Source organism: Arthrobacter wenxiniae, assembly GCF_013376105.1.
GTDB classification, from domain to species: domain Bacteria; phylum Actinomycetota; class Actinomycetes; order Actinomycetales; family Micrococcaceae; genus Specibacter; species Specibacter wenxiniae.
This window is the reverse complement of the sequence record NZ_JAAMFM010000020.1, coordinates 35771-59617: the sequence shown is the minus strand read 5'-3', so window position 1 is coordinate 59617 and position 23847 is coordinate 35771. Positions and strand designations below refer to the sequence as shown.

Annotated in this window: 26 protein-coding genes, 1 tRNA gene and 1 pseudogene; 13 read left to right on the top strand and 15 right to left on the bottom strand. The window is 68.4% G+C overall.

Going from position 1 to position 23847, the window contains the following annotated elements; translation table 11 throughout:
• Positions 1–7: 7 nt before the first annotated feature.
• The 5 genes from G6034_RS13125 to orn all read right to left on the bottom strand — a co-directional run bounded on the left by G6034_RS13125 (position 8) and on the right by orn (position 4072).
• A complete protein-coding gene (locus G6034_RS13125) occupies positions 8–865 on the bottom strand; it encodes an acyltransferase domain-containing protein (protein ID WP_176635557.1) in 858 nt (285 codons plus the stop codon).
• A gap of 77 nt (positions 866–942) precedes the next feature.
• The gene (locus G6034_RS13120; protein ID WP_176635556.1) at positions 943–2385 is read right to left on the bottom strand and encodes a sugar porter family MFS transporter; all 1443 of its coding nucleotides are present in this window, start codon (positions 2383–2385) and stop codon (positions 943–945) included.
• A gap of 169 nt (positions 2386–2554) precedes the next feature.
• Positions 2555–3127 carry a peptide deformylase gene (gene def / locus G6034_RS13115; RefSeq protein WP_176635555.1) on the bottom strand — a complete coding sequence of 191 codons (573 nt, stop codon included), beginning with the start codon at positions 3125–3127 and terminating at the stop codon, positions 2555–2557.
• A gap of 98 nt (positions 3128–3225) precedes the next feature.
• A tRNA-His gene (locus G6034_RS13110) sits at positions 3226–3301 on the bottom strand.
• A gap of 168 nt (positions 3302–3469) precedes the next feature.
• The gene (orn, locus tag G6034_RS13105; protein ID WP_176635554.1) at positions 3470–4072 is read right to left on the bottom strand and encodes an oligoribonuclease; all 603 of its coding nucleotides are present in this window, start codon (positions 4070–4072) and stop codon (positions 3470–3472) included.
• Between the two features lie 115 nt (positions 4073–4187).
• On the opposite strand from orn, the gene mptB (G6034_RS13100) reads away from it, so the two are divergent.
• On the top strand, positions 4188–5690 hold the full coding sequence (gene mptB, locus G6034_RS13100; protein WP_176635553.1) for a polyprenol phosphomannose-dependent alpha 1,6 mannosyltransferase MptB: 1503 nt from the start codon (positions 4188–4190) through the stop codon (positions 5688–5690).
• Positions 5691–5737: 47 nt separating this feature from the next.
• Here mptB (G6034_RS13100) and G6034_RS13095 read toward each other — a convergent pair whose 3' ends face one another.
• The 3 genes from G6034_RS13095 to G6034_RS13085 form a co-directional block, all read right to left on the bottom strand.
• A complete protein-coding gene (locus G6034_RS13095; protein WP_176635552.1) occupies positions 5738–5977 on the bottom strand; it encodes a hypothetical protein in 240 nt (79 codons plus the stop codon).
• A 192-nt stretch (positions 5978–6169) separates the two neighbouring features.
• Positions 6170–7396, bottom strand: coding sequence for a glycosyltransferase 87 family protein (locus tag G6034_RS13090; RefSeq protein ID WP_246295844.1), 1227 nt, complete (start codon positions 7394–7396; stop codon positions 6170–6172).
• A gap of 76 nt (positions 7397–7472) precedes the next feature.
• The gene (locus G6034_RS13085) at positions 7473–8801 is read right to left on the bottom strand and encodes a glycosyltransferase 87 family protein (protein ID WP_343038050.1); all 1329 of its coding nucleotides are present in this window, start codon (positions 8799–8801) and stop codon (positions 7473–7475) included.
• 226 nt (positions 8802–9027) lie between these two features.
• Between G6034_RS13085 and mptB (G6034_RS13080) the strand changes: the two genes are divergently transcribed.
• The gene (mptB, locus tag G6034_RS13080; protein ID WP_343038048.1) at positions 9028–10587 is read left to right on the top strand and encodes a polyprenol phosphomannose-dependent alpha 1,6 mannosyltransferase MptB; all 1560 of its coding nucleotides are present in this window, start codon (positions 9028–9030) and stop codon (positions 10585–10587) included.
• Positions 10588–10622: 35 nt separating this feature from the next.
• Here mptB (G6034_RS13080) and G6034_RS13075 read toward each other — a convergent pair whose 3' ends face one another.
• On the bottom strand, positions 10623–11321 hold the full coding sequence (locus tag G6034_RS13075; protein ID WP_176635549.1) for a DNA alkylation repair protein: 699 nt from the start codon (positions 11319–11321) through the stop codon (positions 10623–10625).
• 237 nt (positions 11322–11558) lie between these two features.
• On the opposite strand from G6034_RS13075, the gene G6034_RS13070 reads away from it, so the two are divergent.
• The gene (locus G6034_RS13070; RefSeq protein WP_176635548.1) at positions 11559–12377 is read left to right on the top strand and encodes a putative protein N(5)-glutamine methyltransferase; all 819 of its coding nucleotides are present in this window, start codon (positions 11559–11561) and stop codon (positions 12375–12377) included.
• A 73-nt stretch (positions 12378–12450) separates the two neighbouring features.
• On the opposite strand, the gene G6034_RS19855 is transcribed toward G6034_RS13070, so the two are convergent.
• On the bottom strand, positions 12451–12750 hold the full coding sequence (locus G6034_RS19855) for a hypothetical protein (RefSeq protein ID WP_246295803.1): 300 nt from the start codon (positions 12748–12750) through the stop codon (positions 12451–12453).
• A 418-nt stretch (positions 12751–13168) separates the two neighbouring features.
• Here G6034_RS19855 and G6034_RS13055 point away from each other — a divergent pair, with 418 nt between their 5' ends.
• The 4 genes from G6034_RS13055 (at position 13169) to G6034_RS13040 (ending at position 16042) form a co-directional block, all read left to right on the top strand.
• On the top strand, positions 13169–13447 hold the full coding sequence (locus G6034_RS13055) for a hypothetical protein (RefSeq protein ID WP_176635545.1): 279 nt from the start codon (positions 13169–13171) through the stop codon (positions 13445–13447).
• A 239-nt stretch (positions 13448–13686) separates the two neighbouring features.
• A complete protein-coding gene (gene gad / locus G6034_RS13050) occupies positions 13687–15054 on the top strand; it encodes a glutamate decarboxylase (RefSeq protein ID WP_176635544.1) in 1368 nt (455 codons plus the stop codon).
• Between the two features lie 133 nt (positions 15055–15187).
• A complete protein-coding gene (locus G6034_RS13045; protein WP_176635543.1) occupies positions 15188–15547 on the top strand; it encodes a metalloregulator ArsR/SmtB family transcription factor in 360 nt (119 codons plus the stop codon).
• 15 nt (positions 15548–15562) lie between these two features.
• Complete coding sequence (locus G6034_RS13040; protein ID WP_176635542.1) at positions 15563–16042, top strand: SRPBCC family protein; 480 nt, start codon at positions 15563–15565, stop codon at positions 16040–16042.
• A 16-nt stretch (positions 16043–16058) separates the two neighbouring features.
• Here the strand turns inward: G6034_RS13040 and G6034_RS13035 are convergent, their stop codons facing one another.
• Together G6034_RS13035 and G6034_RS13030 are read right to left on the bottom strand one after the other, a co-directional pair.
• Entirely contained in the window at positions 16059–16520 is a 462-nt protein-coding gene (locus tag G6034_RS13035) for an SRPBCC family protein (RefSeq protein ID WP_176635541.1), read from the bottom strand.
• A 78-nt stretch (positions 16521–16598) separates the two neighbouring features.
• Positions 16599–16772 carry a hypothetical protein gene (locus tag G6034_RS13030; protein ID WP_176635540.1) on the bottom strand — a complete coding sequence of 58 codons (174 nt, stop codon included), beginning with the start codon at positions 16770–16772 and terminating at the stop codon, positions 16599–16601.
• A 132-nt stretch (positions 16773–16904) separates the two neighbouring features.
• On the opposite strand from G6034_RS13030, the gene G6034_RS13025 reads away from it, so the two are divergent.
• The gene (locus G6034_RS13025; protein WP_176635539.1) at positions 16905–17777 is read left to right on the top strand and encodes an SGNH/GDSL hydrolase family protein; all 873 of its coding nucleotides are present in this window, start codon (positions 16905–16907) and stop codon (positions 17775–17777) included.
• Positions 17778–17796: 19 nt separating this feature from the next.
• Positions 17797–18702, top strand: a complete 906-nt coding sequence (locus G6034_RS13020) for an oxygenase MpaB family protein (RefSeq protein WP_176635538.1) — start codon at positions 17797–17799, stop codon at positions 18700–18702.
• A gap of 31 nt (positions 18703–18733) precedes the next feature.
• Here G6034_RS13020 and G6034_RS13015 read toward each other — a convergent pair whose 3' ends face one another.
• Positions 18734–19084 carry a hypothetical protein gene (locus tag G6034_RS13015; RefSeq protein WP_176635537.1) on the bottom strand — a complete coding sequence of 117 codons (351 nt, stop codon included), beginning with the start codon at positions 19082–19084 and terminating at the stop codon, positions 18734–18736.
• A gap of 226 nt (positions 19085–19310) precedes the next feature.
• Between G6034_RS13015 and G6034_RS13010 the strand changes: the two genes are divergently transcribed.
• Both G6034_RS13010 and G6034_RS13005 read left to right on the top strand, forming a co-directional pair.
• On the top strand, positions 19311–19790 hold the full coding sequence (locus G6034_RS13010) for a hypothetical protein (RefSeq protein ID WP_176635536.1): 480 nt from the start codon (positions 19311–19313) through the stop codon (positions 19788–19790).
• Between the two features lie 189 nt (positions 19791–19979).
• Positions 19980–20357, top strand: coding sequence for a VOC family protein (locus tag G6034_RS13005; RefSeq protein WP_176635535.1), 378 nt, complete (start codon positions 19980–19982; stop codon positions 20355–20357).
• Positions 20358–20436: 79 nt separating this feature from the next.
• Here G6034_RS13005 and G6034_RS13000 read toward each other — a convergent pair whose 3' ends face one another.
• A complete protein-coding gene (locus G6034_RS13000) occupies positions 20437–21462 on the bottom strand; it encodes an SDR family oxidoreductase (RefSeq protein ID WP_176635534.1) in 1026 nt (341 codons plus the stop codon).
• A 33-nt stretch (positions 21463–21495) separates the two neighbouring features.
• On the opposite strand from G6034_RS13000, the pseudogene G6034_RS20490 reads away from it, so the two are divergent.
• Together G6034_RS20490 and G6034_RS19850 are read left to right on the top strand one after the other, a co-directional pair.
• A pseudogene (locus tag G6034_RS20490) lies at positions 21496–21969 on the top strand (LLM class flavin-dependent oxidoreductase); the annotation flags it as partial.
• A gap of 131 nt (positions 21970–22100) precedes the next feature.
• A complete protein-coding gene (locus G6034_RS19850) occupies positions 22101–22445 on the top strand; it encodes a hypothetical protein (RefSeq protein WP_246295796.1) in 345 nt (114 codons plus the stop codon).
• A 142-nt stretch (positions 22446–22587) separates the two neighbouring features.
• On the opposite strand, the gene G6034_RS12990 is transcribed toward G6034_RS19850, so the two are convergent.
• On the bottom strand, positions 22588–23793 hold the full coding sequence (locus G6034_RS12990; protein ID WP_176635533.1) for an acyl-CoA dehydrogenase family protein: 1206 nt from the start codon (positions 23791–23793) through the stop codon (positions 22588–22590).
• Positions 23794–23847: the final 54 nt, after the last annotated feature.

The window sequence follows — 23847 nt, the reverse complement described above, 5'->3', positions numbered from 1 at the left end:
ACCGGGGTCAGGGGAGCGTCAGGTAACCGCAGCCCACCTGCCAGGCACCCCCGGCGTCGATGCGGTCGAGGACCAACCGTTGCAGCGCCGTCGTACGGGGAAGCGAGGAGAGGTTTTCCATGCTGCGGGTGCGGAACGTGAAGTAGACGGCGTCGGTTGGTTCATTGTGCGGGGTGCCGTACGGGGTGAACAGGGCGGCGAAGCGGGCAATGTTGGACCACGTGTCGATGTGCGCGGCCAGGTACGGGTCCAGCAGCCAGGACTCGCAGTTGGCGGTCCGGACGGGTCTTTCGGGAAAGTGCGTGGCGAAGAACGGCCGGGCCGCCGCCAGGCTTTCGGCGACGGGCGCCGTGCCGAGACCGCCGTCCTCGGGGATGTGGACGCCCAGGATCCACCCGCCGTCGGCGACACCGGGAATGGGGGCGGCGGGCTGGTGGATGAGGTACTGCAGGCGGCCCAGGGCGAAGAGCCGGCCGGCGAAGTGATGCGTGAGCCACTTCCAGGTGTCCATGCCGAAGCGGCCGTGGACCCTGCGGTTGATGGCCAGGTTGCGGCCAAAATCGGCCAGCGTGTCCCGTGTGACTGCGTCGGGGATGTCCAGTTCGGCGTGCCAGGCCTGCAGCGCCGGGACGAAGCGGAGCATTCCCTCCAGCCAGTCGTTCTCCGTGACAGGAAGGCCGGGCGTGCCGAGTTCCGGCACCGCGGCGTCCGCGCTGCCGAGCCGGGAGGCAAGGAACGCCTGCACCACTGCGGCCGCGGGGCTGATCTCGCCTTCGAGCAGCCGCAGACATCCGTCCCTGTCCTCTTCAGCCACCGCAAGGTAGTCCAGGGACAGTTCTGTGCTCAGCGCCGTGTGCGGAATCATCAATCCAGCTTAGCGAATCCCCGCTGACGTGGGAGATGACGACGCCCCGGGACGTCGTGACCTCGAACCTGGGCAGGCTAGGATTTGGCCTTCTTCACGAACAGGGTTTCGGCCTGCTCCAGGGACATGCCATTGGTCTCGGGCACCTTGAACATGACGAAGAAGAAGGACGCCGCGGCGAACAGGGCGTACATGCCGTATGTCAGCGGCAGGGAGGCCGCGGCCATGGCGGGGAAGCTGAGCGTGATCAGAAAGTTGGCGATCCATTGCGCCGCGGCGGCCAGTCCAAGGGCGCGCGCACGTATGCGCGACGGGAAGATCTCGCCCAGCAGCACCCACACGAGTGGTCCCCAGGAGGCGCCGAAGCTGATGACAAACACGTTCGCCGCAATGAGGGCCACAGGACCCCAGGCGCCGGGAAGCGTGATGTTGGCGCCCGAGCCCGCGGCGGAGGAGAAGGCCAGCGCCATGGCGCCCAGCGAAATGGCCATGCCGGTGGAGCCGGCAAGGAGGATGGGCCGGCGGCCGATCCTGTCCACGAGGGCGATCGCCACCAGCGTGACCAGGATGTTCACGACCGCGGTGACCACGGAGATGGTCAGCGAGTCGCCTTCGTGGAAGCCCACCGCCTTCCACAGCGTGGTGGAGTAGTAGAAGATGACGTTGATGCCGACAAACTGTTGCAGCACGGAGAGGACGATGCCAATCCAGACGACCGGCACCAGCCCAAAGCGCTTGCCGCGCAGCGAGCCCTTCCGTGTGGCGAGGGAGTCTTCCTGCACGGCGTCCTTGATGTCGCGGATGCTCCTGTCCGCGTCCTCGGCGGGGGCAATCGTCAAGAAGACCTCCCTGGCCTTGTCCTCCTTGCCCTTCAGGACCAGGAAGCGCGGTGATTCGGGGAGGACGAACGCGATCCACCCGTAGGCGACCGCGGGCACGGCGCCGGCGAGGAACATCCAACGCCAGGCCGGCAGGCCCAGCCAGAGTTCGTTGATGGCGCCCCCGGCGGTGGTGGCGAACAGTGCGTCCGAGAGCAGCGCGGCAAAGATGCCCACCGTGATCGCCAGCTGTTGCAGCGAGGCCAGCCGGCCGCGGTGGCGGCGCGGGGAGATCTCCGAGATGTAGGCAGGGGCAATGACCGAGGCCAGCCCGATCCCGAGCCCGCCGATGAGGCGCCAGAAGATCAGGTCCACCACGTTGAACGCCAGGCCCGTCCCGATGGCACTCGCCAAAAACAACAGGGCGCCCAGCTTCATCGCCGGGATGCGGCCCTTGGCGTCGGCGATCCTGCCTGCCACGTAGGCGCCCGCCGCGCAGCCCAGAAGTGCGACGGCGATCGTGAAGCCCGTGAGCGCCTCACCCAGGTGGAACTGGCCTTGGATGGCGTCGACGGCGCCGTTGACCACTGAGGAATCGAAGCCGAACAGGAAGCCTCCCAGGGCTCCCGCCACGGCCAGGCCGATCACCTTTCTGGGTATTTTTGCCGCCGCAGCTGTGCCGGTGGTCGTGGACTCGGTCATGGTTTCCCCCCTTGCCTGCCGTCCCGAAAAGGGGACCGGCCGGCTCATGTGGCGTACAAGGAATGTTCTACGCCAAGCTACTCCATGACCGCTGCACAGGCGGAATCCGGGCACCCACATCGCAGGTGCGCGCCATGGCGAGGCGCTGATCTCGACGGGGAGACGGAGGTCAGTGGCCGAAGGGATCCGGATCAACGCCCGGCATCCAGGTCAGGCCGGGCACGCCCCAGCCGCGTTCCTTGGCAGCCCGCCTGGCCTTGCGGGCGTAGCGGTCGTTGAGGCGGTCGACGTAAAGCTTTCCGTCAAGGTGGTCGTATTCGTGCTGCATGCACCGGGCAAACCAGCCGGTTGCCTCAAAGTCCAGCGCCTTGCCGTCAACGTCGAAGCCGCGCACGCGTACCCAGTCGGCCCGCTTGAGCGGGAAGTCGATGCCGGGCACTGACAGGCAGCCCTCCACCTCCTCGTCGGGGTCCGGGGCCGTGCCGGAAATCTTCCCCACCGTCAGCGCAGGGTTCACCAGGACGCCCCGGTCGGGGACGCCGTCGTCGTTCTCCATCTGGTAGGTGAAGATGCGCAGGCCCACGCCGATCTGCGGCGCGGCCAGGCCCACGCCGTGGGCGGCGTCCATGGTCTCGAACAGGTCGGTGACGAGCGACCTCAGCTCGCCGTCGAAGCGCCTGACCTCTTCCGCCCGGCGGTGCAGCACGGGTTCGCCCAGGATGGTCACGGGGTGGATGGTCATGGCGGATCCTCTTTTGCGGGACAACAGGGGACAACGGGGAATGAAAAACACCCCGATCAGGCGACCGGGGTGTTCCGTGTTTCGTTGCCGAAACACCTTGGGGTGAGATACGGGGGTTGAACCCGCGACCTCCTGGACCACAACCAGGCGCTCTGCCAACTGAGCTAATCCCACCATGCGCCACCGTCCGGCAGGCGCACCATGGGGGTGCGTCCCACGCTTTGGGCAACGACGACTAGTCTACCCGGTCCGGCGGGTGCCCATGACCAAATGCGGCCGATTTGGAAAAAATGTGGTCCAGATCCCATTCCGTGGCGGGACGGGCCGCCCAATCACGGGATTTTAGCCCGAAAATTTCGCTGCGATCTTCTTCGCTGTCTCCGAGTCCGGCCCCGGGGAGGGGACAAAGACGGCTTCGCGGTAGTACTTGAGCTCGTTGATGCTGTCCATGATGTCGCCGAGCGCCCGGTGGCCGCCGGTTTTCGCCGGGGACTGGAAGTAGGCGCGGGCGAACCAGCGGCGCGAGAGCTCCTTGATGGTGGAGACGTCGATGACCCGGTAGTGGAGGTGCTCCATGAGCTGGGGCATGTCGCGGGCCAGGAACAGCTTGTCGGTTCCGATGGAATTGCCGGCCAGGGGCGCCTTGTTCGGCACCGGAACGTGCTGTTTGATGTAGGAAAGCACCTGGGCCTGTGCGTCTTCCATGGTGGTGCCGCCGGCCAGCTCGTCGAGCAGCTTGGAGGAGGTGTGCATCTGGCGCACAAAGTCGCCCATCCGTGCCAGGGCATCGTCCGTGGGCTTGATGACCACGTCCACGCCGTCGCCAAGAATGTTCAGCTCGGAGTCCGTCACCAGCGCCGCGACTTCGATCAGGGCGTCGTCCACGGCGTCCAAACCGGTCATTTCGCAGTCAATCCACACAATGCGTTCATTAGTAATAGGCACCTGTCCAATGTACCGTGTTGGGCTCCGCTGCCCGCCTCGCTGCTAAAATGGGGGCTTGCCCGTGACCTGCACGGATCCATTCCCTTGATGCACTTTTGACGGCCGGAGACTTCAGATGGCAGCCCCACCCCGCGCCGCCGGTTCCGTTGGGCAGGTGGGGGACCGACCCTGGATTGCCCTGCTGCAGGGCCTCGCCGGGTCCCTGCTGGTGCTGGCCGGGTCGGTGGGCGTGGGGTGGATCGCCAATGGCTCGCCCATGATCCGCCATCCCGTGGTCATTGCGATGCGGACCGAAGGCACCGGCGTGCTGGTGTCCACAGGGATGCTGGTGGTGGGCGCGATGGCCTTGCTGCGGTCGTGGCTGCGGCTGGGCCAGCGCCTGGCCGGTTGGGGACCCGGATCGCTGCGGGCCGTGGTGCTTGCCGTGGTCCTGTGGGGCGCTCCGCTGCTGCCGGCAGTCCCCATCTACTCCCGGGACGTCTATGCCTACACCGGCCAGGGCCGGCTCATGGCCGAAGGGGTCAACCCCTATGTTTCGGGCATTTCGGCTCTGAGTAATTGGTACATGCTGGGCGCGGACCCGTCCTGGGCGGAAAACCGGACGCCGTACGGCCCGCTGTTCCTGTGGCTGGCCAACGGCGTGGTGACAGTGACCGCCGCCCAGCCCGACGCATCGGTGGTGCTGTTCCGGCTCCTCGCCGGACTGGGCGTGGCGCTGTGCGTCCTCTACGTGCCACGCCTGGCCGCGCTCCACGGCATGGGGGGCGCCCGCGCGCTCTGGATCGTGGCGGCCAATCCGCTGTTCCTGATCTCGTTCATTGCTAGCGCCCACAACGACGCCCTGATGGTGGGCCTGGCCGTGGCGGGCACCTATTACGCGGCCGCGCGGAAGCCGCTGCTGGGCATCCTGCTGGTGACGGCGTCCATTGCCGTCAAGCCGATCACCATAGTGCTCCTGCCGTTCATCGGCCTGCTGTGGGCGGGGGAGGCAGCCGGCTGGGGCCGGAAGTTCAGGTGCTGGGCGGCCACGGCAGCGGTCTCCGGCGGCCTGTTGGTGCTCGCCGGAGTGCCGCACGGCCTGGGCCTGGGCTGGACATGGGCGCTTACCAACGGGACGCCCGGCTACACGGGCTACTCGCCGTCGGGCTTTGGCGGCCAGATGGTGGAGCTCGCGGTGAATGCCGTGGGGCTCGACGGCGGCACCGCCGCGGACATCTTCCGGACCGGGCTGACCCTTGCCAGCGTTGCCGTGGCCGCCTGGCTGGTGCTTTTTGGCGACCCGAAGCGTGTGGTTCGGCGCCTGGGGCTGGCGTTCGCGGCCGTGGTGCTGCTGGCGCCCATCATCCAGCCCTGGTACGTGTTGTGGTTCCTGCCGTTTCTTGCCGCCACGGGCATCCGCAACAACTGGCAGGTCAAGCTGGTGTACGTGGCGGTGGGCTTCTTCGTGGTGTTTGGCGCCCAGGACCAGGTGTTTGTGTGGAACTTTGTGTCGCTGCCCGTATCCGCCCATGCCCTGGCGTATTGGGTGGCCCTGGCCGCCGTGGTGTACCTGCTGCTGGTGGACGTGCACACCAGGAAGCTGCTGTTCAACCGGCCCGTGCAGTCCGCGGAGAAGTAGCCCCAGGGTACATGCTGGGCCCCTTGGGGCGGTGGCACGACAGGAACTCACCGGGTGCCGCCCTTTCGCAATGCGGCCACCGGACGGGTTTTGGACAGGTGCTCGTTGAAAACGTCCGACCAGCCGATCCTGATGACAGTCCGCCCAGCCTCCAGCAGGCCGTTTTCGCGGCGGCGCTCATCACGAACCACCTGTTCAGTGGGCCGGTGGTCGAAATATTTGCCGTCCCCGCCAAATCCAGGATGACCTTGTACCGGGGCGGGCGACGTCTGCGCGGTAGTTGCCATGCCGTGTGCTGGGTTTGAACTGGGGTTCCGGCGGCCCGTCGATTTCGGTGCCCTGGCCGTGCAGCAACGCCCGGCAGTGGATTTTGACGCCAGCGGCCCGGCCGGCTGTCGAATTCTTCGATTTGCGGGTCAAGTGGATGTAGTTCTCGGCACGCCAGGCCTGTTCATGCATCCAGCCTGGGCGCGAACCGGCTACCTCGGCGAGCCCTCCGCGGCCGCGGCGGGCGCCCGCCGGCCCAGTTCCGCCGTCCGGCGCATGGCCCACACCAGCAGGGTCACGAGCAGCACGTTGCGGATGGTCAGCACAGCGGCCATGAGCGGGTTGGCGTGGATCAGCGGCGTGTAAAACAGCGGGTAGATCACAAACGTGGTGAACGCGATCCCCATGAGCAGCGTGGCGGGAATTTTCCACCGGTCCCAGTTGTGGACCAGCCCGGCAATGACCACCGGCGCCAGCCAGATGATGAACTGCGGCGAGCCGACCTTGTTGAACACGATGAACGCCGTGACCATCAGCAGCGACCCCTCGAGCAGCAGCTCCTCCCGCTCCGCCCCGCGCCTGAGCGCCCAGACCATGAGCAGGACGCCGGCCGCGGCGGCCACGATCAGCAGCGGCTGCATGAGCATCGCGGCCAGCGGCGCGCCCGGACCGTACACTTCGGTGGAGTTGATGGATACGTTGTCCGCAATCCTGGACCCGCCCAGGCCAAACACGCTCAGCCACACCCAGGGGGTGGAGAACGTGGCCTCAAGCTGCATGCCGCGCTCGCCCTGGTTCACGGCAAAGTCGAGCAGGTGCGCACCGGCGCCGGAGAGCGCGGTGGCCCCGGCCACCGCGGCGCTGACCGCGAGGCCCCACCCAAACACCCGGACCCGCCTGGCGCTGGCGATCAGCAGGGGAAGGACGACGGCGGCCGGCCAGACCTTGACCCACGTCGCCACCGAGAGCAGCACGGCCGCGACGCCGGGACGCCCGGCCGCGTACAGCAGCGCAATGATCACGATCGGCGCCGTAATGCCCTCCACGCGGGCAAAGCTGAGGTAGCCCATGAAAACCGTGAAGAACAGCCAGAACCAGGCCGGCGCTATGCCGCTCCGGGCCCTCCGGCCGCGGGTCAGGAACGCCAGCCCCACCGCGTCCACCGCGGTGATGATCAGGGTCCAGCCCAGCAGGTACAGGGACGGGCCGAACATGTTGGCGGCGAAGATGGGCACCTGGGCCAGCACCGGGTACACCCAGGGGCTGATGGTGCCGTGCAGCTCGGATGGGTTGTAGCCCAGCAGCGCCCACTGCCGGTACTGCTCCGTGTCGCTGAAGGTTTCGCCGTGGACAAAGAAGCTGAACATCCAGCCCAGAAAGAACAAGTGGACGGCGGCGAAGCCCCACCACACGCTGGCGGGGGTGCGGAACCAGGCCAGCACGGCGGGGGAGAGGAACCGGTTCCGCCAGGCAGTGGCGCGGTCCAGGACCCGGTCGAAGAGTGGCGTGGAAATCTTAGGACTCCTTGGCACCGGCGGGGGTGCCGGCGTCGTGCTTGGAGGGAACGGCGGAAGGCCTGCGCCCCATCAGGAACAGCTCGCGCACGGACCACACGAACAGGACCACCAGCATCAGGTTGCGCAGGGTCAGCACCGCGGCCATGACGGGGTTGTTGTGGGAGAGGGCGTCGTAAAAGAGGGGGTAGACCACGAAGGTCAGCACGCCGATGCCGATCAGCAGCGTGGCCGGCACGCGCCAGGCCCGCCAGCCATACGCCAGCCCCACGGCCACCGCGGGCGAGAGCCACACCATGAACTGCGGCGAGCCGACCTTGTTGAACACCACGAAGGCCGTCGCGAGGGCCAGGGCGCCGAGCAGGAGGAGCTCGGTCCGGTCCGCGCCGCCGTTGCGCTTGCCGGTGTGCAGCGCCCAGAAGATCAGCCCGGCCACCAGCAGCGCGGCGGCGACGAGCAGCGGCTGCATCAGCACGCTCATGACCTCGGTGCCGGGGCCGTCCACCTGCATGGAGTTGATGCCCTGGTTCATGTACATCCGCGCCCCGCCCAGGCCCAGCACGCTCATCCACAGCCACGGGGTGGTGAACGTGGCCTCAAGCTGCATGCCGCGGTCGCCCTGCTGGAGCAGGAAGTCAAGCAGCTTCGGCAGGGACTGCATGGACAGTGCCAGTGCCACCACCAGGATGGTGGCCAGCACGCCGGCGAGCACCACGCGCACCCTCCGCCGCACCACGGTGAACAGCGCCAGCACGACGGCGGCCGGCCAGACCTTCATCCATGTCGCCGCGCTCAGGATGAAGGAGGCCAGGAACGGCTGGGCGACGCCGATGGACAGGGCGATCAGCACCACGGGCGCCGTGAAGCCGTCCACGCGGGCGAAGCCGAGCCAGCCCAGCAGGGCCGTGAAGCCCAGCCACCACAGGGCGGCCGGGATGGCGCTGCGCCGGCGGCCCCAGCTGGTGAGCTTGGCCACGGCCAGGAAGTTCAGGGCGCTGATCATCAGCACCCACAGGAACAGGAACGGGCCGTTGCCGAACACGTGTGCCACGGCCATCGGCAGCAGCGCCAGGATCGGGTAGACCCAGGGGCTGGGCCCGCTGACGCGGGTTTCGTCGAAGCCCGCGTCCACCCAGGAGCGGTAGATGAAGGTGTCGCTGAACGCCTCGCCGCGCAGGGACAGGACCGCGGCAAAGACCAGGAAGAACAGATGGACGGCGCCGAAAACGCTCCACATCCCCCGCGGGGTCTTCAACCAGGCCTGGGCCTGTGCCGGCAGGATACGGTCCCGGAAGCGGGCGAGCGCGGCAAAGAATGTGTCCGTGGAGATGGTTGGGTCCTTCTCAAGCGTGGTTGGGTAGACTGCCAAGACAAGGTGCACCTTGGCTTTTATCATGTTAGCGCAGCCGGTGTTCCACCCACGGGTTCCCCTGGTCTCACCCGCGCCGGAGAGGCGCCCGGGCAGGTGGCGCACCCGGGCAGGTGTACGCCGAAGATTGTTCAGGAGTGAGTATTTGACCAGCCGGGAAGTTGCCGAGCGCGAGACGAGGAGTCCGGTGGCAGTGAAGCAGCCGGGACGCAAGTGGGCCGCGCGGTCCGCGGTGTGGCAGGGCTTTGCCGGCTCGCTCATGCTGCTGCTCGGGTCCTTCGGCGTCGGCTGGATGGCCACCAGCGCGTCCCCGCTGATCCGCACGCCGCTGTTCATCCTGGCCCGGACCACGCCGGCCGCGGTCATCACCTGCACCGTGCTGCTGTGCATCGGCGCCCTCCTGATGCTGCGCGCCTGGCTGCGGCTGCGCCAGCACCTGGCTGGCTGGGACCCGTCCTGCCGCCCGCTGCTGCTCAAGGCGCTGGCCCTCTGGACGGCCCCCATGATGCTCGCCCTGCCGCTGTTCAGCCGCGACTCCTACGCCTACATCGGGCAGGGCCGCCTCATGCAGCAGGGCCTTAACCCTTACACCAACGGCATTTCCGCCCTGAGCAACTACTACAACCTGGGCCCCGACGTGCTCTGGACGGAGGCACCCACCCCCTACGGCCCGGTGTGGCTGTGGCTGGAGCAGGCCGCCGTGGGGCTCGCCAACGGCAGCCCGGAGCTGGCGCTGGTCCCGTTCCGCCTGGCGAGCCTGCTCGGCGTGGTCCTGCTGGCGATCTATGTGCCGCGGCTGGCCGCGCGGCACGGCTTCAACCCGCAGCGGGCCCTGTGGCTGGTGGTCCTTAACCCTGTGCTGCTGATCAACTTCATTGGCAGCGTCCACAACGACTCCCTCATGCTGGGCCTGGTGGTGGCCGGCATCTACCATGCGTCGGGCCGGCACCCCGTCTGGGGCATTGTGCTCGTCACCCTGTCCATCGCGATCAAGCCCATCACCCTGATCGCCCTGCCGTTTGCGGGCCTGCTGTGGGCGGGTTCGCAGGCCGGCTGGCTGCGCAAGTTCGCCCTGTGGACCGCCACCTTGGCCATTTCAATGGGCATCCTGGCGGCGATGGGCGTGGTCAACGGGCTGGGCTTCGGCTGGCTGGCCGCGCTGCAGACCCCGGGAACCGTGTGGATCTGGTACGCGCCGGTGGGACTCTTCTCACATGTGGTGGGATTCCTGGTCACGTTGCTGGGCGGGGGCGGCGCCGGGGCCGCGGTGACGGGGGTCATCCAGACCGTTGGCCAGGGTGCGTCCATCCTGGTGGTGGTGCTGCTGGCCCTGGTCGCCGTGCGTGCGACGCCGGACCCCGGCCTGGGTGCCGGACCCTCCCGCGCCTCCCGGTACAGCCAGGCGGTGTTGCGCCGGATGGCGTGGGCCTTTGCCGCCGTGGTGCTCCTGGCCCCCATGATCCAGCCCTGGTACATGATGTGGCTGCTCGCGTTCTTCGCCGTCACGGGCATCAGGGACGGCTGGCCCCTTCGGGCGGTGTATTTCCTTTCCGTGTTCTTTACCCTGATCGCACTGACGGACCAGCTGAGCGTCTTCCAGTGGATCCCTGTCGTGGCCGTGCGCGGCGTGGCCATCGGGGTGAGCGTGCTCGGTGCCCTCTGGCTCATGCTGTGGGACCGGCGGACGCGCGGGCTGTTCCGGCCGTCGCTGGCGGAACGCGACGCACTGCGCGACCCCCGGACGTAAGGCGCCCTGCGCGGGATCCTGCCGGCGGCGCCGCCTCAGCCCAGGTGCTTGAGCGCCTCGCGGCGCGAGAGCGGGCTGAGCTCGGCGTCGTAGCGGGCCACGAATTCCCGCACCCAGGCCGGGTCGGTCCGGGCATGCTGCCGCAGCGCCCAGCCAATGGCCTTGCGGATGAAGAACTCCCTTTCGGCCAGGTTGGGCACCATGACGTCGTGCAGCAGGACGGTGTCCGTGGCGGCCTTGGCCGGCAGCTGGGCAATGATGGCGGCGCGCCGAAACCAGAAATTTGGGTGCCGGCTCCATTCGCGCAGCAGGGGGTCCATGGTGTCAGGGTGTGCCAGAAGCAGTTCGGCCAGTCGTGGAGCCACGGAGTCCACAAAGTCCCACCACCGGCCCTCGGCGATGGCGGTGGTGTAGAACGGCAGCAGTTCCAGCTCGCCGCGGGCCAGCCGTGAATCTGTGAGCATGATGGCCGCGTAGCGTTCCTCGCGGAAGTCGGCGGCACACCACAGCCGGGCGGCCGTGGCGTGCAGCTGGGCGGCGTCCCCAAAGGGATGCTCCCTCGCCAGGGCCCGCACTGTCTTGCGGACGTCGGGGGACCGCACGCCGAGGTACGGCATGGCGGATTTCATGTACGCGGCCATGCTCCCGGCCCTCCCGGGCTCGACCACGGAGCCCAAGGCGGGGCGCAGGGAGGCGAGGAAGGAGATGTTGGGGGCAACGGCGTCGTACGTCATGCCCACAGCGTAGCCGCGGCGGGGTCCCCCCTGCGTGGCGTAAATTCCCCAACGGCAAGGAAGGGGATTCCATGGGCCGGCCCAACTCCGCGGCCACGATTGCGGCGATGCGCGAGGCTGGCCGGGACGGGGCGCACGGGCCCGCCCCGTCCGTACTGTCGGGGGCTGGGCGGGCCGGCCGTGGTCCGGGAGTTTCGACGGGCTCAACCACCGGCCCACCACGCTACTGTTGTCCCTGTGACGGCGCCATTTCAGGATTTAACCACCGCGGAACTGACGGCACGGCTGCGCGCGGCCGGCTGCGTCTACGCCGAGGAAGAAGCCGCAATACTGCTCGGGGCGGCCGGCACCGCGCAGGAACTGGACGACATGGCGGCCCGCCGCGTGAAGGGGTTCCCGCTTGAACACATCGTGGGCTGGGCCGCGTTCCACAGCCTGCGGATCAAGGTTGCCCCGGGCGTTTTCGTGCCGCGGCTCCGCACCGAATTCCTGGTCCGGGAAGCGGCCGCGATCCTTCGCCGCGAGGGGGGCACAGCTGGAGGCGGGGGAAACGCCGTCGTGCTAGACCTGTGCTGCGGCAGCGGCGCGATCGGCGCGGCGCTCGCCGCCGAACTGCCGCGGCTGGAAATTCACGCTGCGGACATCGACCCCGCCGCCGTTGCGTGCGCGGCCGCGAACCTGGCCCTGTTCACCGGGGCGGTCCACTGCGGCGACTTGTTCGAGCCGCTGCCGGCGGCGCTCCGTGGGAGATTCAGGATCATCACCGCCAATGCACCCTATGTGCCGACGCAGGACATCGCCTTCATGCCGCAGGAGGCGCGGCTCTTCGAACCGGACGCGGCGCTCGACGGCGGCGCCGACGGCTTGGACATCCAGCGGCGGATCGCGGGGCAGGCCCGGGAGTGGCTGCGTCCCGGCGGCCACCTGATCGTGGAATCCAGCCCGGCGCAGGCGGCGGAATCGGTCCGGATACTGGAACGGAACGGCTTCCGCGCGGCAAGCGTGCACTCGGAGCAGCTCGACGGCACCGCGGTCATCGGACGTCGGGGCGGCTGAAACGGCGCTTGACCTGCCGGGGGCAAGGCCCCGGACCGTCGCGCTTCAGCCCAGGCCGCGCCATCCCGGGCCGTCAGCGCAGGGCGCCCAGCAGCGAGGTGTAGACCCAGTTGCGGTATCCGGGCAGCGGCCGGCCGAACCCCACCATCAGGGACGCGTACGTGTCCGGATGCCCGATGGTGAAGATGACGGCCGTCCCGTCCGCGCCGCTCAGCCCGTTGCCGAGCCCGCCACGCCGGCGGACGGCGGCGGCGGCCTCCATGTGGCGCCCCATTCTCGCCCGCGCGCGCCCGTCCCGCAGCGCAGCCACGGAAGGCTCGGCGGCGGCGGGCGCCTGTCTGATGGCTGCGAAGATGCCGTGGCTGCGGGGCATGGCCCCGGCGAACCAGTGGGCGAGCACGCCCACCAGGCCGGCGAAGCCGGCCGTGCGGGCGGCACGTTCGCGCAGGACTCCGGCACGGTGGCGGGGGCGTCGGGACCGGAAGCGGCGTCAAGGGCGGCCGCGGGCAGGGCCGGCTGGTTCCCCACCGGGTTGTAGATGGTCTGGATGGCCACGCCGGCGCCTGTTGCCAGGGATTCGATGGTCGTTGCCGAATGGCCGTTGGCCGAAAATTGCTCCCGCGCCGTTGCCACACTCGGCGCCCTGGTTTGTTCCGACTGGAACTCCCCGCGGCCCGCCGGCCCGGCGCGTGTCCCCGAAACTGAGGCATTCATAATCGTGGAATAGCATTCCAGTCACTGGAAACGCATTCCGTTGGGAGCTTCAACTCCTCACAGTGCCGGGGTGCGTCATGGCTGCAACATCACTCGACGGAACCATCATCATGGGTGCCGGGCAGTCCGGCCTGGCCGTGGACTACGCGGTGACGGCGATGGCGGTGCGGGCGGCGGAGGGAGTATTCGAGGTTGAAACCACGCACGGCACCAAAACTGCCCTGTCCGAGGTGGGGGCGACTGGGGCGAACGCAGTGCCGTACGTTCCGGCACCGGCCGCGCTGCTGGCCCCGGGGCCCAAGCAGCTGCACAGCCCCGGGTACCGGAATCCAGGTTCCGTGTCCGACGGCGGCTGACCCGCCTTCCCGGGGAATCCCGCCCCACGGGTGAGGACGGTCGCCTGGGCCACCGGGTACCGGCCGGAGTTTTCCTGGATTGGGGGACTTCCCGTGGACGCGTACGGCCGGGGCCGGCTGTCCGTGCTGCGGGCAGGCCATGGGATCCCGCTCCTGCCTCCGCGGGCCTGCCTGTTCAATGCGGGGGATCGCCGATAGCCTCGACAGAGGCAACCATGCCTCGAAAGATGGAGTGATTCATGAGCCTGCACAAGCACCACGTCCAGCACGACGCAATGGTCCTGGACCCCGCCTTCGACGGCGGCGTGGGCGCCATCCCCAAGCACCGGCTGCCGCGGACCACGCAGGAGGCGGGCGCCGCGATGCGGTTTGTCCGGGACGAGCTCATGCTGGACGGCAACGCCCGGCAGAACCTGGCCACCTTCGTCACCACGTGGATGGAGCCGGAGGCGCAGGCGCTGATCCAGATGTCGCTGGAGAAGAACATCATCGACAAGGACGAATACCCGCAGTCGGCCGAGATTGAGCGTCGCTGCGTCAACATCCTCGCCAATCTGTGGAACGCGCCGGCACCCACGGGCGGGACGGACGCCGTCGGATGTTCCACCACGGGCTCCTCCGAGGCCGCAATGCTGGCCGGCATGGCCATGAAGTGGCGCTGGCGGGCACGCCGCGAGGCCGCAGGCCAGGACGCCACGAGGCCAAACATCGTGATGGGCGCCAACGTGCAGGTCTGCTGGGAAAAGTTCGCCCGCTACTGGGACGTGGAGGCACGGCTCATCCCGCTCGACGGCGCCACGCACCTGACCGCCGCACAGGCCGCGGCGGCGTGCGACGAGAACACCATTGGGGTGGTGGCGGTCCTCGGCTCCACCTTCGACGGCTCCTACGAGCCCGTGGCGGGCATCGCCGCAGCATTGGACCGGCTGCAGCTGGACACGGGGCTGGATGTCCCGGTGCACGTGGACGCCGCTTCAGGCGGGTTCATTGCCCCGTTCCTGGACCCGGAGCTGCCGTGGGACTTCCGCCTGGAGCGGGTGCAGTCCATCAACTCCTCCGGGCACAAGTACGGCCTGGTGTACCCCGGCGTGGGCTGGGTGCTCTGGCGCGGCGCGGACAGCCTTCCCGCGGACCTGATCTTCAGCGTCGACTACCTCGGCGGCTCCATGCCAACGTTCGCGCTGAACTTCTCCCGCCCCGCCGCCCAGGTGATTGCGCAGTACTACGTGCTGGTCCGTTACGGCTTCGCGGGCTACCGGCGCATCCAGCAGCGGTCCCGGGACATCGCCCTGTATATTGCCGACGGCGTGGGGAAGCTGGGCTTGTTTACGCTGTTCAGCCGGGGCGAGGAGCTGCCCGTCCTCGCCTTTTCACTCACGACGCCGGACACCTGGTCCGTATACGACCTTTCCCATGAGCTGCGCAGCTTTGGGTGGATCGTGCCGGCATACCCCATGCCGGAGGGGATGGCAGGGGTGGATGTGCTCCGCGTGGTGGTGCGCAACGGCTTCACCTATGACCTGGCCGAGGCGTTTTTGGCGGACCTGGCCAAATCGGTGGAGCGGCTGTCCGGGAAGGCGCCGGCGCGGGTGGCGTTCCACCACTAGGCGCCGTGGCGCCCAGGCGGAAACCCGCCAAAACCCGCGTCAAAGGGATTGACGGCCCGTGCCTGCGGGTCTAGCGTTAAATAGTCAACCAACTGGTTGATAAACAAATAGGTTGATTATAGGCAGTGAATGCGTGCACGACACCGAATCCGACGACGACCGGCTGGACCGGGCCTTCCTGGCCCTGGCGGACCCGGTCCGGCGCAATCTCGTGGCGCGGCTGTCGCGCAGTTCGGCCACGGTGAACGAGCTGGCCGAGCCGTTCCCGATGAGCAAGCAGGCCGTGTCCAGGCACATTCAGGTGCTGGAGCGGGCCGGGCTCATCACGCGGACGCGGGACGGGCAGCGCCGCCCGTGTCACCTGGCCCCGGCCGCCCTCGAGGAGCTGACGTCCTGGATTGACGGCTACCGGCTGGCGGCGGAAGCGCGCTACAGGGCCCTGGACGAGGTCCTGGCCGCCATGAAGACTGCCAATAGACCGCAAGAGGAATGAAGGAAGTTGGATAAGATGACAACCAAAAATGCCCTTGTTGTCACGGCCGAGCCCGGTGTGCCCTTCGTGGACAGCGTCCGCGAGGTGGATGCGCCGGTGGCGGACGTGTTCCGCGCCTACACTGACCCGGACCTCGTGGCCCAGTGGCTGGGACCGCGGGAAATGGCCATGGCCATCAGCTCCTGGGATGCGCGCATCGGCGGCATCTGGGCCTACACGCACACCGCTCCGGACGGGAACGCCTACGGCTTTCGCGGCGTCTTCCACGACGTCACGCCCAACCAGGGCATCGTCCAGACCTTCGAATACGACGGATTCCCCGGACACGTCAGTCTTGACAGGGTGGTCTTCGAGGACCTTGGCGGACGCACCCGGATCGTCAACCACACAACGTTCCAGACGCAGGAGGACCGCGACGGCATGATGGCCTCCGGCATGGAGGGCGGCATGGCCGAGGGCTACGAGCGGCTCGAGGAACTGCTGGCCAAGAAGTAGGGGGCGGTGAAAGGGGCTACGCCGTCCCGCGCACCGCCTGGGCCAAGTGCGCCAGCCCCTTTTCAAAGTCGCGGCCCACCAACTTGTCCATGTTCATGAAGAGCATGAAGAACTTGGTGATGCCCTTGCTCTCCCCGTTCATGGTCCAGGTGACCCTGGTGCCCGACGCTTCAGGGGCAAAGGTGAAGGTGATGGGGTTGACGGCCTTCATCGGCTTGGTGAACTCCAGCCGGATGTTGATCCGCGCCGGCTCGGCCCCGGTAATCACCATGGCGCCGGCGCCGGCCTTGCGGTTGCCCTTCCAGGCGTACTTCGCCCCAACGCCGGACACGGGGCCCTCGTAGCTGCGCTGCATGTTGGGGTCGACGGTTTCCCACGGCGACCACTTGGTCCACTCGCGGAAGCTCTCAACCAGGGGGTAAATCTCTGACGCCGGGGCGGGGATGACGGCGCTGCGTTCAACCGTGAAAGTGGACATGCGCCCATCCTATGGTTGCGGCAACCCTTTGTGGCGCCGAATCCCCGGGCGTTCTTGGTGCACGGTGCCGGGCGCCACCTAGGCGTCCAGGTCCGGACCCTCGGCGGCGTCCTGGGAATGCATCCGGATCTCAGGCATCTCCGTCCCGTCGGTCCCCTCGGCGGCCGTTTCGCTGTGGACCCGCTGCGGCGCCGCCCCGCCGTCCTGGCCGGTTCCGTTGCCTTCGCGCGTGAATGCTGGTGTCTGTGTCATGGCATTGCCTTTCGCTTCACCGCCCGGCGGCTTCGCGCCAGACGGCCCTGCTTCCATTCTGCTCCCCTGCGGACCGCTTCGCCATGGCACCTCAGGCTACCCTTTGTCCTGCACGGGGGGCAGGATGGGGGCATGGACACATCGCCTGCCGCATCCGGCGGCGCCAGCGGCAACCACCAGGGGCCCGAACAACGCCACCCCTGGCACCGCTTCGTTGCCCTGGGGGACTCGATGACCGAGGGCCTGGGCGACCCGGAACCGCACAGCCCCAACGGCTTCCGCGGCTGGGCGGACCGCGTGGCGGAGGAGTTGAGTGCCGGATCCAGCGACTTCTCCTACGCCAACCTGGCTGTGAGGGGCCTGCAGCTGCGACAGGTCATCGATACCGAGCTGCCCCGGGCACTGGTGCTGCACCCGGACCTGGTCTCCATTCAGGGCGGCGGCAACGACCTCCTGCACGCCGGGGCGGATCCGGACAAGCTGGCCGACGCCCTGGAAAAGGCCGTCATTGAACTGCGCGCCCTCGACGCCACGGTGCTGGTGTTCGTGGGGCCCGACTCCGGCCGCTCCACCATCATGGGCCAGTTCCGGACCAAGATTGCCATCTTCAACGAAAACGTGCGCAGCGTCTGTGAACGCCATGACGCGCTTGTGGCAGACATGTGGGCCATGACCGAGCTGGCGGACCACCGCATGTGGAGCCCCGACAGGCTCCACCCCTCCGCCATGGGGCACCATGCCGTGGCCGCCATGGTGCTGCGTACGCTCAACGTGCCCCACACGCTCGCCCCGCTGAGCCCCAAGCCGATGCCGGCGCGCAGCTGGCGCCAGGCCAGGGCCGGCGACCTCGAGTGGGCGCGCGAATACTTCATGCCGTGGGTGCTCGAAGGGCTCAAGAACCGTTCCCACAGCAACGGCTACCACGCAAAGCGGCCCCTGGCCGGCCCGGTAAACTTCGGCCAGGCCGTGCCACCGCCGCCGGACGGTGTGCCGCCGGACGCGTGACAAGCGGCAGACTGGGACCATGGAGAACTTTCTGGCACGCTGGCGGCGCGAGCTGCGCGGCACATTCAGCGCCAACTCGCCCACGGTCCCGCAATGGGAGCTTGACCTTGAAAAGGGCGACGACGGAGGATACTTCACGCCGGAATCGGCGGCCTGGGCGGTGCATGGATCCATGACGACGCTCGTGGCCGGCATCCAGTCGCTGCTGCTTCAGGCGCTCCACCCCGGCGCCATGGCCGGGGTCTTTGACCATTCCGGCTACAAGTCCGACCCGCTGTCCCGCCTGGCCGGCACCATCCGCTGGATCTTCACCGTCACCTACGGCGACACGGCTGCGGCGCAGGCCGCCTCCAACAAGGTGCTGCGGATCCATGCCCACATCACCGGGCGCTACACCGCCAACACGGGGGAGGAGCTCGAATACTCGGCGAACGACCCTCACCTTCTGCGATGGGTGCACCTGGCCTTCACGGAGGCGTTCCTCGCCTCGCACCTGGCCCTGGGCGGGGGAATTCCCGGCGGCGCCGACGCCTATGTGGCCGACTGGGCCGTGGCGGGCCACCTGATGGGCGTCCCCGATCCGCCGCTGACCGTTGCCGAACTGCGCCGCCAGCTGGCCGGATTCAACCCGGAGCTGCGCTGCGACCAGCGCGTGGCGGAGACAGTGCAGTTCCTGCGGCGCCCGCCACTGCCGCGTTCGCAGCAACGTGGGTACCGAATATTGTTCGCAGCCGCCGTCTCCACCCTGGATCCGCACTACCGGGCGCTGCTGGGCCTGGACGTGCCCGGCCTGGGCCCCGTGCCGCTTCCGGTGAGGCGGGCAGCCCGGGTGGTGCTCGGCGTCGTGCATCGCGGTCTGGGCAAAACAGGACCCAGCGAAAGGGCGGCCAGGGCCCGGCGGCGCAGGCTGGGCCTGGGCGGGTAGCCGGTCCCTGGTGAGGGCCTGGTGCGCCGGGCTACATGGCGTCGAGCTGGTGCACCGTGCGGGAAAGGTAGATGTGGTTGTCGTCCACCCGGTCAATGGCATTCATGGGCGCAAAGCGGCTGCCGGACCACACGCCGTGGCCGGCGATCTTGATGAAGCCGGCGCGGAAAAGGCGTGCCGACATTTCCTTGGGCACGCGCGGGGTGGCACCGAAAATGGCCGTCAGGATCAGGTTGATCGGGTCCTGGGTGGAGACGCTGGCGGCTTCCTCAAAAGCGGCGATCTTCTCGTTGGCCGGTTCGACGTGGCTGACCTTGCCAACCGTGCGCCCTTCCGAGTCAATAACCAGCATGCCCTTGACGACGTGGTCGTAAGTGATCATTTCGACATCCTCCTTGAGCCCTTTCTTGAACTATATATCTGGGGCGTGGGAAGTCTCTGTAAAATCGGTGCCAATTTTGCAACGACGGGAACAGGCGTTCCCGCAGGCGGGCCTGCGCGCAGCACGCAACTCACAGCAGGCACACAAAATTCGTGCAGGTTCGCGTCAGGGCCCACACCTTTACTGAAGGGGCCGGCGAGGGCCGGCACAGGTGAAGGAGCAAGACGTGCGACAGGATGAAGTCAGCAACGGCGGGGACGGCCACGTGCCCGGACCGCATGGGGCAGCGCCGCATGGAAGCCCGTACGTCGCGGCGAGCCCGACGGGGGCGGGCTCGACGGGGGCGGACCCGACGGGGGCGGGGCCCGGCGGGCCCACGCCGACGGCGCAGGAGCGGATGGCGTGGAGCCGGCCCTTGGACGAGCCGGGACCGGCCAAACCGTCGAGGTCGCCGTTCAGGAGGCGGTGGTGGACCATCCCCAAAATCGTCATTGCCGGCGTGGTCGCCGTCCTGCTGGCAGGAGCCGGGGGCGGGGCCATCGGCTATGGCATCGGCGAGGCCGGCGCGCAGCACCTCGGGCCCGGCATCGGCCGGTATGGGCACCACCGCGGCAATTTTGGCCCCTACGGCGGATTGGGCGGCGGCAGCGGTTCGCAGCTTCCCGGCCAGGCGCCCAGCGGCTCGGACAGCGGCAACAACCCATAGCCGGGAAGCGCCCCTGCCGTGGCCTGGGGACAACTTTCCGCGGTCCGAACCAGCGTGTTTCCGCAGCCCTGACCAGCGTGAAAGGTTCCTGCGGGGCAGTGCCCGGCCCTGTTGCGCGGGATGCCACGTGGCTAGGCTTGACCCAGGCCCCGCAGCACGCCGCGGACCGCTCTGACAAGGGAGAAGAACATGTTGGAAGACAGCAAGGCCTTCGGCGGATTCTCTGTGGACAACGCCGATACTGCACGAAGCTTTTACGCGGAAACGCTGGGCCTGGACGTGAGCTACGACAAGGGCATCCTGACCCTGAACCTGGCCGGCGGCGGAAGGGTGATTGCGTACGCAAAGGGCGAAGCGCACCAGCCGGCGTCGTTCACCGTCCTGAACTTTCCCGTCCCTGACATCGAGGCCGTGGTGGACGCCCTGGCAGGCGCCGGCGTCGCATTCGAACACTACGAGGGTACGCCGATGGAGACGGACGCCAAGGGCATTTTCCGCGGCGGCGGACCCCTCATCGCGTGGTTCAAGGATCCCGCGGGCAACGTTTTCAGCGTCCTGCAGGACTGACGCCCTTCGTTGGAGGTAACCGCCTCCCGCGCCAACGCCTCCCGCGCCAACGCCTGCCGCGCCAACGCCTGCCCGGTGGTCAGACGAGGCCGAGCTCCAGCAGGCTTTCGGCCGTGGCCGCCACCGCGTCCTCGTTGGAGCGCGGCTGCCAGCCCAGCAGCTCCCGGGCCTTGGCGTTGGACAGGTGCTTGACCTTGCCCAGGCGCGGCACCACGTCCTCCGCCAGCTGCTTGTTGAACAGCGCGGCGATGCGCACCACCACGTCCGGCATGACACGCGTGGGCACCTTGGCTGCCGCCGTGCCGAGCCGGTCATGCAGCACTCTCCCGATCGCGGGAAGCGACATCGCATCACCGGCCGAGGCCAGGAAGCGCTGACCCGACGCAGCCGGAGCGGCCATGGCCAGCACATGGAGCTCGGCCACGTCACGCACGTCCACGACTCCCGTGGACACCTTGGGCACGGCGGGGAATCCGCCGGTCATGAAACGTTGCACAAGCTCAATGGAGCTGGAGAGCTTGGGTCCCAGGACCGGCCCGAAGATCCCCACCGGGTTGACGACGGCCAGATCCATGCCGCCCGCGCCCGCGATGAAGTCCCACGCCGCCCGCTCGGCCAGCGTCTTGGACTTCACATAGGGGGAGACGGGCGCGCCGGGGTCCGTCCAGTCCTCCTCCGTGTAGGGCCGGTCGGGCACCGGGCCGCCGTAGCCAATCGCCGCGAACGACGACGTCAGCACCACCCGCCGCACCCCCGCCTCCCGGGCCGCCGCCAGGGCGCGGAGGGCGCCATCGCGGGCGGGGACGATGAGCTCGTCCGGATCCTTCGGCTGCACGGCCGGGAACGGGGATGCCGTGTGGAGCACAAAGGCGGCGCCGTCCATGGCGGCCGGCCAGCCGGCGTCGTCCGTCAGCGTGGCGGCCGCGAAGGTAAGCCGCCCGTCCGGGTCCACGCCGGCCCGGCGCAGCAGCGCCAGGACGTCCGCTTGGCGGTTCAGGGACCGGACGGTGGTGCGCACCCTGTAGCCGTCTCGCAGGAGCCGCGCAATGCAGTGGGCGCCGAGGAACCCCGAGCCGCCCGTGACCAAAACCAGTTCATTGCCCATGCCAACGCTCCTCATTTCACTTCCCAGTCCATCATGCGCGCTGTGGGGCGCGATGGCACGCCGCGGTCCACTGCCAAGGGCATTAGGAACCTGTTGGGCACCATTGTCCACGCGGACCAGGTGGGCCTGGACTGCTTTGGCGTGGGGGAGCACCACACCGTGTCCATGCCGGCCTCCCCGCCCGGGACCCTGCTGGCGGCCGACGCGGCAGCCACCTCGAACATCGTCCTCGGCAGCGCCGCAAGCATCATCTGCACCGACGACCCCGTACGCGTCTTCCAGCAATTGGCAACGGCGGACGCCATTTCCGGAGGAGGGCGTGTCGAGATCACGGCGGGCCGCGGTTCCTCCGTGGGGACCTTCCCGCTGTTTGGCTCCGAGCTGCGCGACTACGACCGGCTCTACTCCAAAAAGCTTGAACTGCTCATGGCGCTCAACAATGCTCAGACCGAAAACGTCCGCTGGAGCAGGACTGTGCGCCCGGCCATCGACAACCTCGCCGTCGTCCCCAGGCCCGTGCGGTGGAGGCTGCCGCTGTGGATCGCGACCCGCGGCAGCCCGGCGTCGTCCGCCCGGCGTTGTCAACCCGGCGTTGTCAACCCGGCGGGGCGCCTGCGCCTGCCGGCCTCAAGGAATCCGTGGCAGCGCTGGGCCTGGTGGCTCCCAGCAAAAAGGAGGCGCTGGAGCGGTTCTACCCGGGCTGGTGCAACCTCAACCTTGAAAGGGGCCGGCTGCGCGGCTGGCCGGCCCCGGACCGGGGCGCATCCCTGGTCCAGAACGAGGCCCACGGCGCCTACCATGGGGGCGATCCGGATGAAGTGGCGGAGCGGATGGTGCACCTTCACGGCTGTCTGGGCCACATGCGCCACTTCCTGCAGGGGGACAGCGGCTGGCTGCCGCATGAGCACCTGCTGGAGTCGATCACGCTGCTGGCCACATCGGCTACGTTTCGGCTGGTGCTGGCAACCAGAAAGCCGTTGTAACACCAGTGACAACGGCTAACACCAGTTCCAACGGCTAACACCAGTGATAACGGCCCCCCACCGCCGGCCGTCGCCGCGGCAACGGCCGTGCAAACACGCCAGCGACATGCGCTGTCCGACTGTCGAACGGGGGAGGCCCGGCTCAGGCGAAGGCGCTGTGGCCTGTGATGTCACGGCCGATCAGCAGCGTCTGGACGCTTTCGGTGCCCTCGTAGGTGTGGATGGACTCGATGTCCGCCAGGTGGCGGATGACGTGGTTCTCCAGCAGGATGCCGTTGCCGTCGAGCATGTCGCGCGCCATGGAGGCGAGCTGGCGGGCCTTGCGCGTGTTGTTGTACTTGGCCATGGACGCCTGCGTGGGGCGCAGCGTGCCCGCGGCGTCCAGCGTGGCGGCCTGCACGCACATGAGCTGCATGCCGGTCAGTTCGGCCAGCATCTGGGTGAGCCGCTCCTGCACCAGCTGGAACTTCGCCAGCGGCTTGCCGAACTGGACGCGCTGGCCGGCGTAGCTCAGCGCAGCCTCGTAGACCGCCGTCGCATGCCCCAGGGCGGACCACGCCACGCCCAGCCGCGTTGCCACGAGCACCTTGGACGTGTCCTTGAAGGTGTGGCTGCCCGGCAGCACGGCCGATGCCGGAATCCTCACCCCGTCCAGCTTGATGCGCGCCTGGAAGATGGCCCGCAGCGACGCCTTGCCCGTGATGGTCTCCGCCTCATAGCCCGGAGTGTCCTGCTCCACGAGGAAGCCGCGCACGCCGCCGTGGTCCGCTCCGTCGTCCGGCCCGCCGTCAACCCGGGCCCACACCACGGTCACGCCGCCCACGGAGCCGTTGCCGATCCACTTCTTTTCGCCGTTGAGCACCCATTCGTCCCCGTCCCGGCGTGCCGTGGTGGCCAGCCCCACGGAGTCGGAGCCGTGGTCCGGTTCGGTCAGGGCGAAGGCGCCGTATTCCTCGCCGCGGGCCAGCGGTCCCAGCCAGCGCTCCTTTTGCGCGTCGGAGCCAAAGTACGCGATGGACCGCATGGCCAGCCCGCCCTGTACCGCGATGACAGTCCCCACCGAGCCGTCAATACGGGAGACCTCCATGTTCACCAGCCCGGCCGCCATGGGGGACAAGGTTTCCAGCCCCGGCACCTCGAGGCCGTCGGCCTGCAGGTTCAGTTCGCCCATGCGCCTGACCAGATGCAGCGGGTAGTCCGCCCGGTCCCAGTAGTCGTTCATCTGCGGCAGGGCCTCCGCGCTCAGGCTCCGGGCGCGCTCCCACGCCTTGCGGTCCTCATCGCCCAGCTGTGCGAACGCGGCAAAGTAGTCGGTGTCGAGGGGCTGGCTGACGTCAGGGTCGGGCATGGGGCATCCTTGGCTGGCGGGGTCTTGTCTGCCGCCAGTCTGCCGTGAAACTGA

Coding starts and splice junctions, on each gene's coding strand:
- G6034_RS13005 (WP_176635535.1), top strand. CDS start 19,980: ATGTTGGAAGACAGCAAGGCCTTCGGCGGATTCTCTGTGGACAACGCC.
- G6034_RS13000 (WP_176635534.1), bottom strand. CDS start 21,462: ATGGGCAATGAACTGGTTTTGGTCACGGGCGGCTCGGGGTTCCTCGGC.
- G6034_RS13125 (WP_176635557.1), bottom strand. CDS start 865: ATGATTCCGCACACGGCGCTGAGCACAGAACTGTCCCTGGACTACCTT.
- G6034_RS13055 (WP_176635545.1), top strand. CDS start 13,169: ATGGCTGCAACATCACTCGACGGAACCATCATCATGGGTGCCGGGCAG.
- G6034_RS13025 (WP_176635539.1), top strand. CDS start 16,905: ATGGACACATCGCCTGCCGCATCCGGCGGCGCCAGCGGCAACCACCAG.
- G6034_RS13030 (WP_176635540.1), bottom strand. CDS start 16,772: ATGACACAGACACCAGCATTCACGCGCGAAGGCAACGGAACCGGCCAG.
- G6034_RS12990 (WP_176635533.1), bottom strand. CDS start 23,793: ATGCCCGACCCTGACGTCAGCCAGCCCCTCGACACCGACTACTTTGCC.
- gad (WP_176635544.1), top strand. CDS start 13,687: ATGAGCCTGCACAAGCACCACGTCCAGCACGACGCAATGGTCCTGGAC.
- G6034_RS13020 (WP_176635538.1), top strand. CDS start 17,797: ATGGAGAACTTTCTGGCACGCTGGCGGCGCGAGCTGCGCGGCACATTC.
- mptB (WP_176635553.1), top strand. CDS start 4,188: ATGGCAGCCCCACCCCGCGCCGCCGGTTCCGTTGGGCAGGTGGGGGAC.
- G6034_RS13075 (WP_176635549.1), bottom strand. CDS start 11,321: ATGACGTACGACGCCGTTGCCCCCAACATCTCCTTCCTCGCCTCCCTG.
- G6034_RS13095 (WP_176635552.1), bottom strand. CDS start 5,977: ATGGCAACTACCGCGCAGACGTCGCCCGCCCCGGTACAAGGTCATCCT.
- G6034_RS13120 (WP_176635556.1), bottom strand. CDS start 2,385: ATGACCGAGTCCACGACCACCGGCACAGCTGCGGCGGCAAAAATACCC.
- def (WP_176635555.1), bottom strand. CDS start 3,127: ATGACCATCCACCCCGTGACCATCCTGGGCGAACCCGTGCTGCACCGC.
- G6034_RS13035 (WP_176635541.1), bottom strand. CDS start 16,520: ATGTCCACTTTCACGGTTGAACGCAGCGCCGTCATCCCCGCCCCGGCG.
- G6034_RS13015 (WP_176635537.1), bottom strand. CDS start 19,084: ATGATCACTTACGACCACGTCGTCAAGGGCATGCTGGTTATTGACTCG.
- G6034_RS19855 (WP_246295803.1), bottom strand. CDS start 12,750: ATGCCCCGCAGCCACGGCATCTTCGCAGCCATCAGACAGGCGCCCGCC.
- G6034_RS13040 (WP_176635542.1), top strand. CDS start 15,563: ATGACAACCAAAAATGCCCTTGTTGTCACGGCCGAGCCCGGTGTGCCC.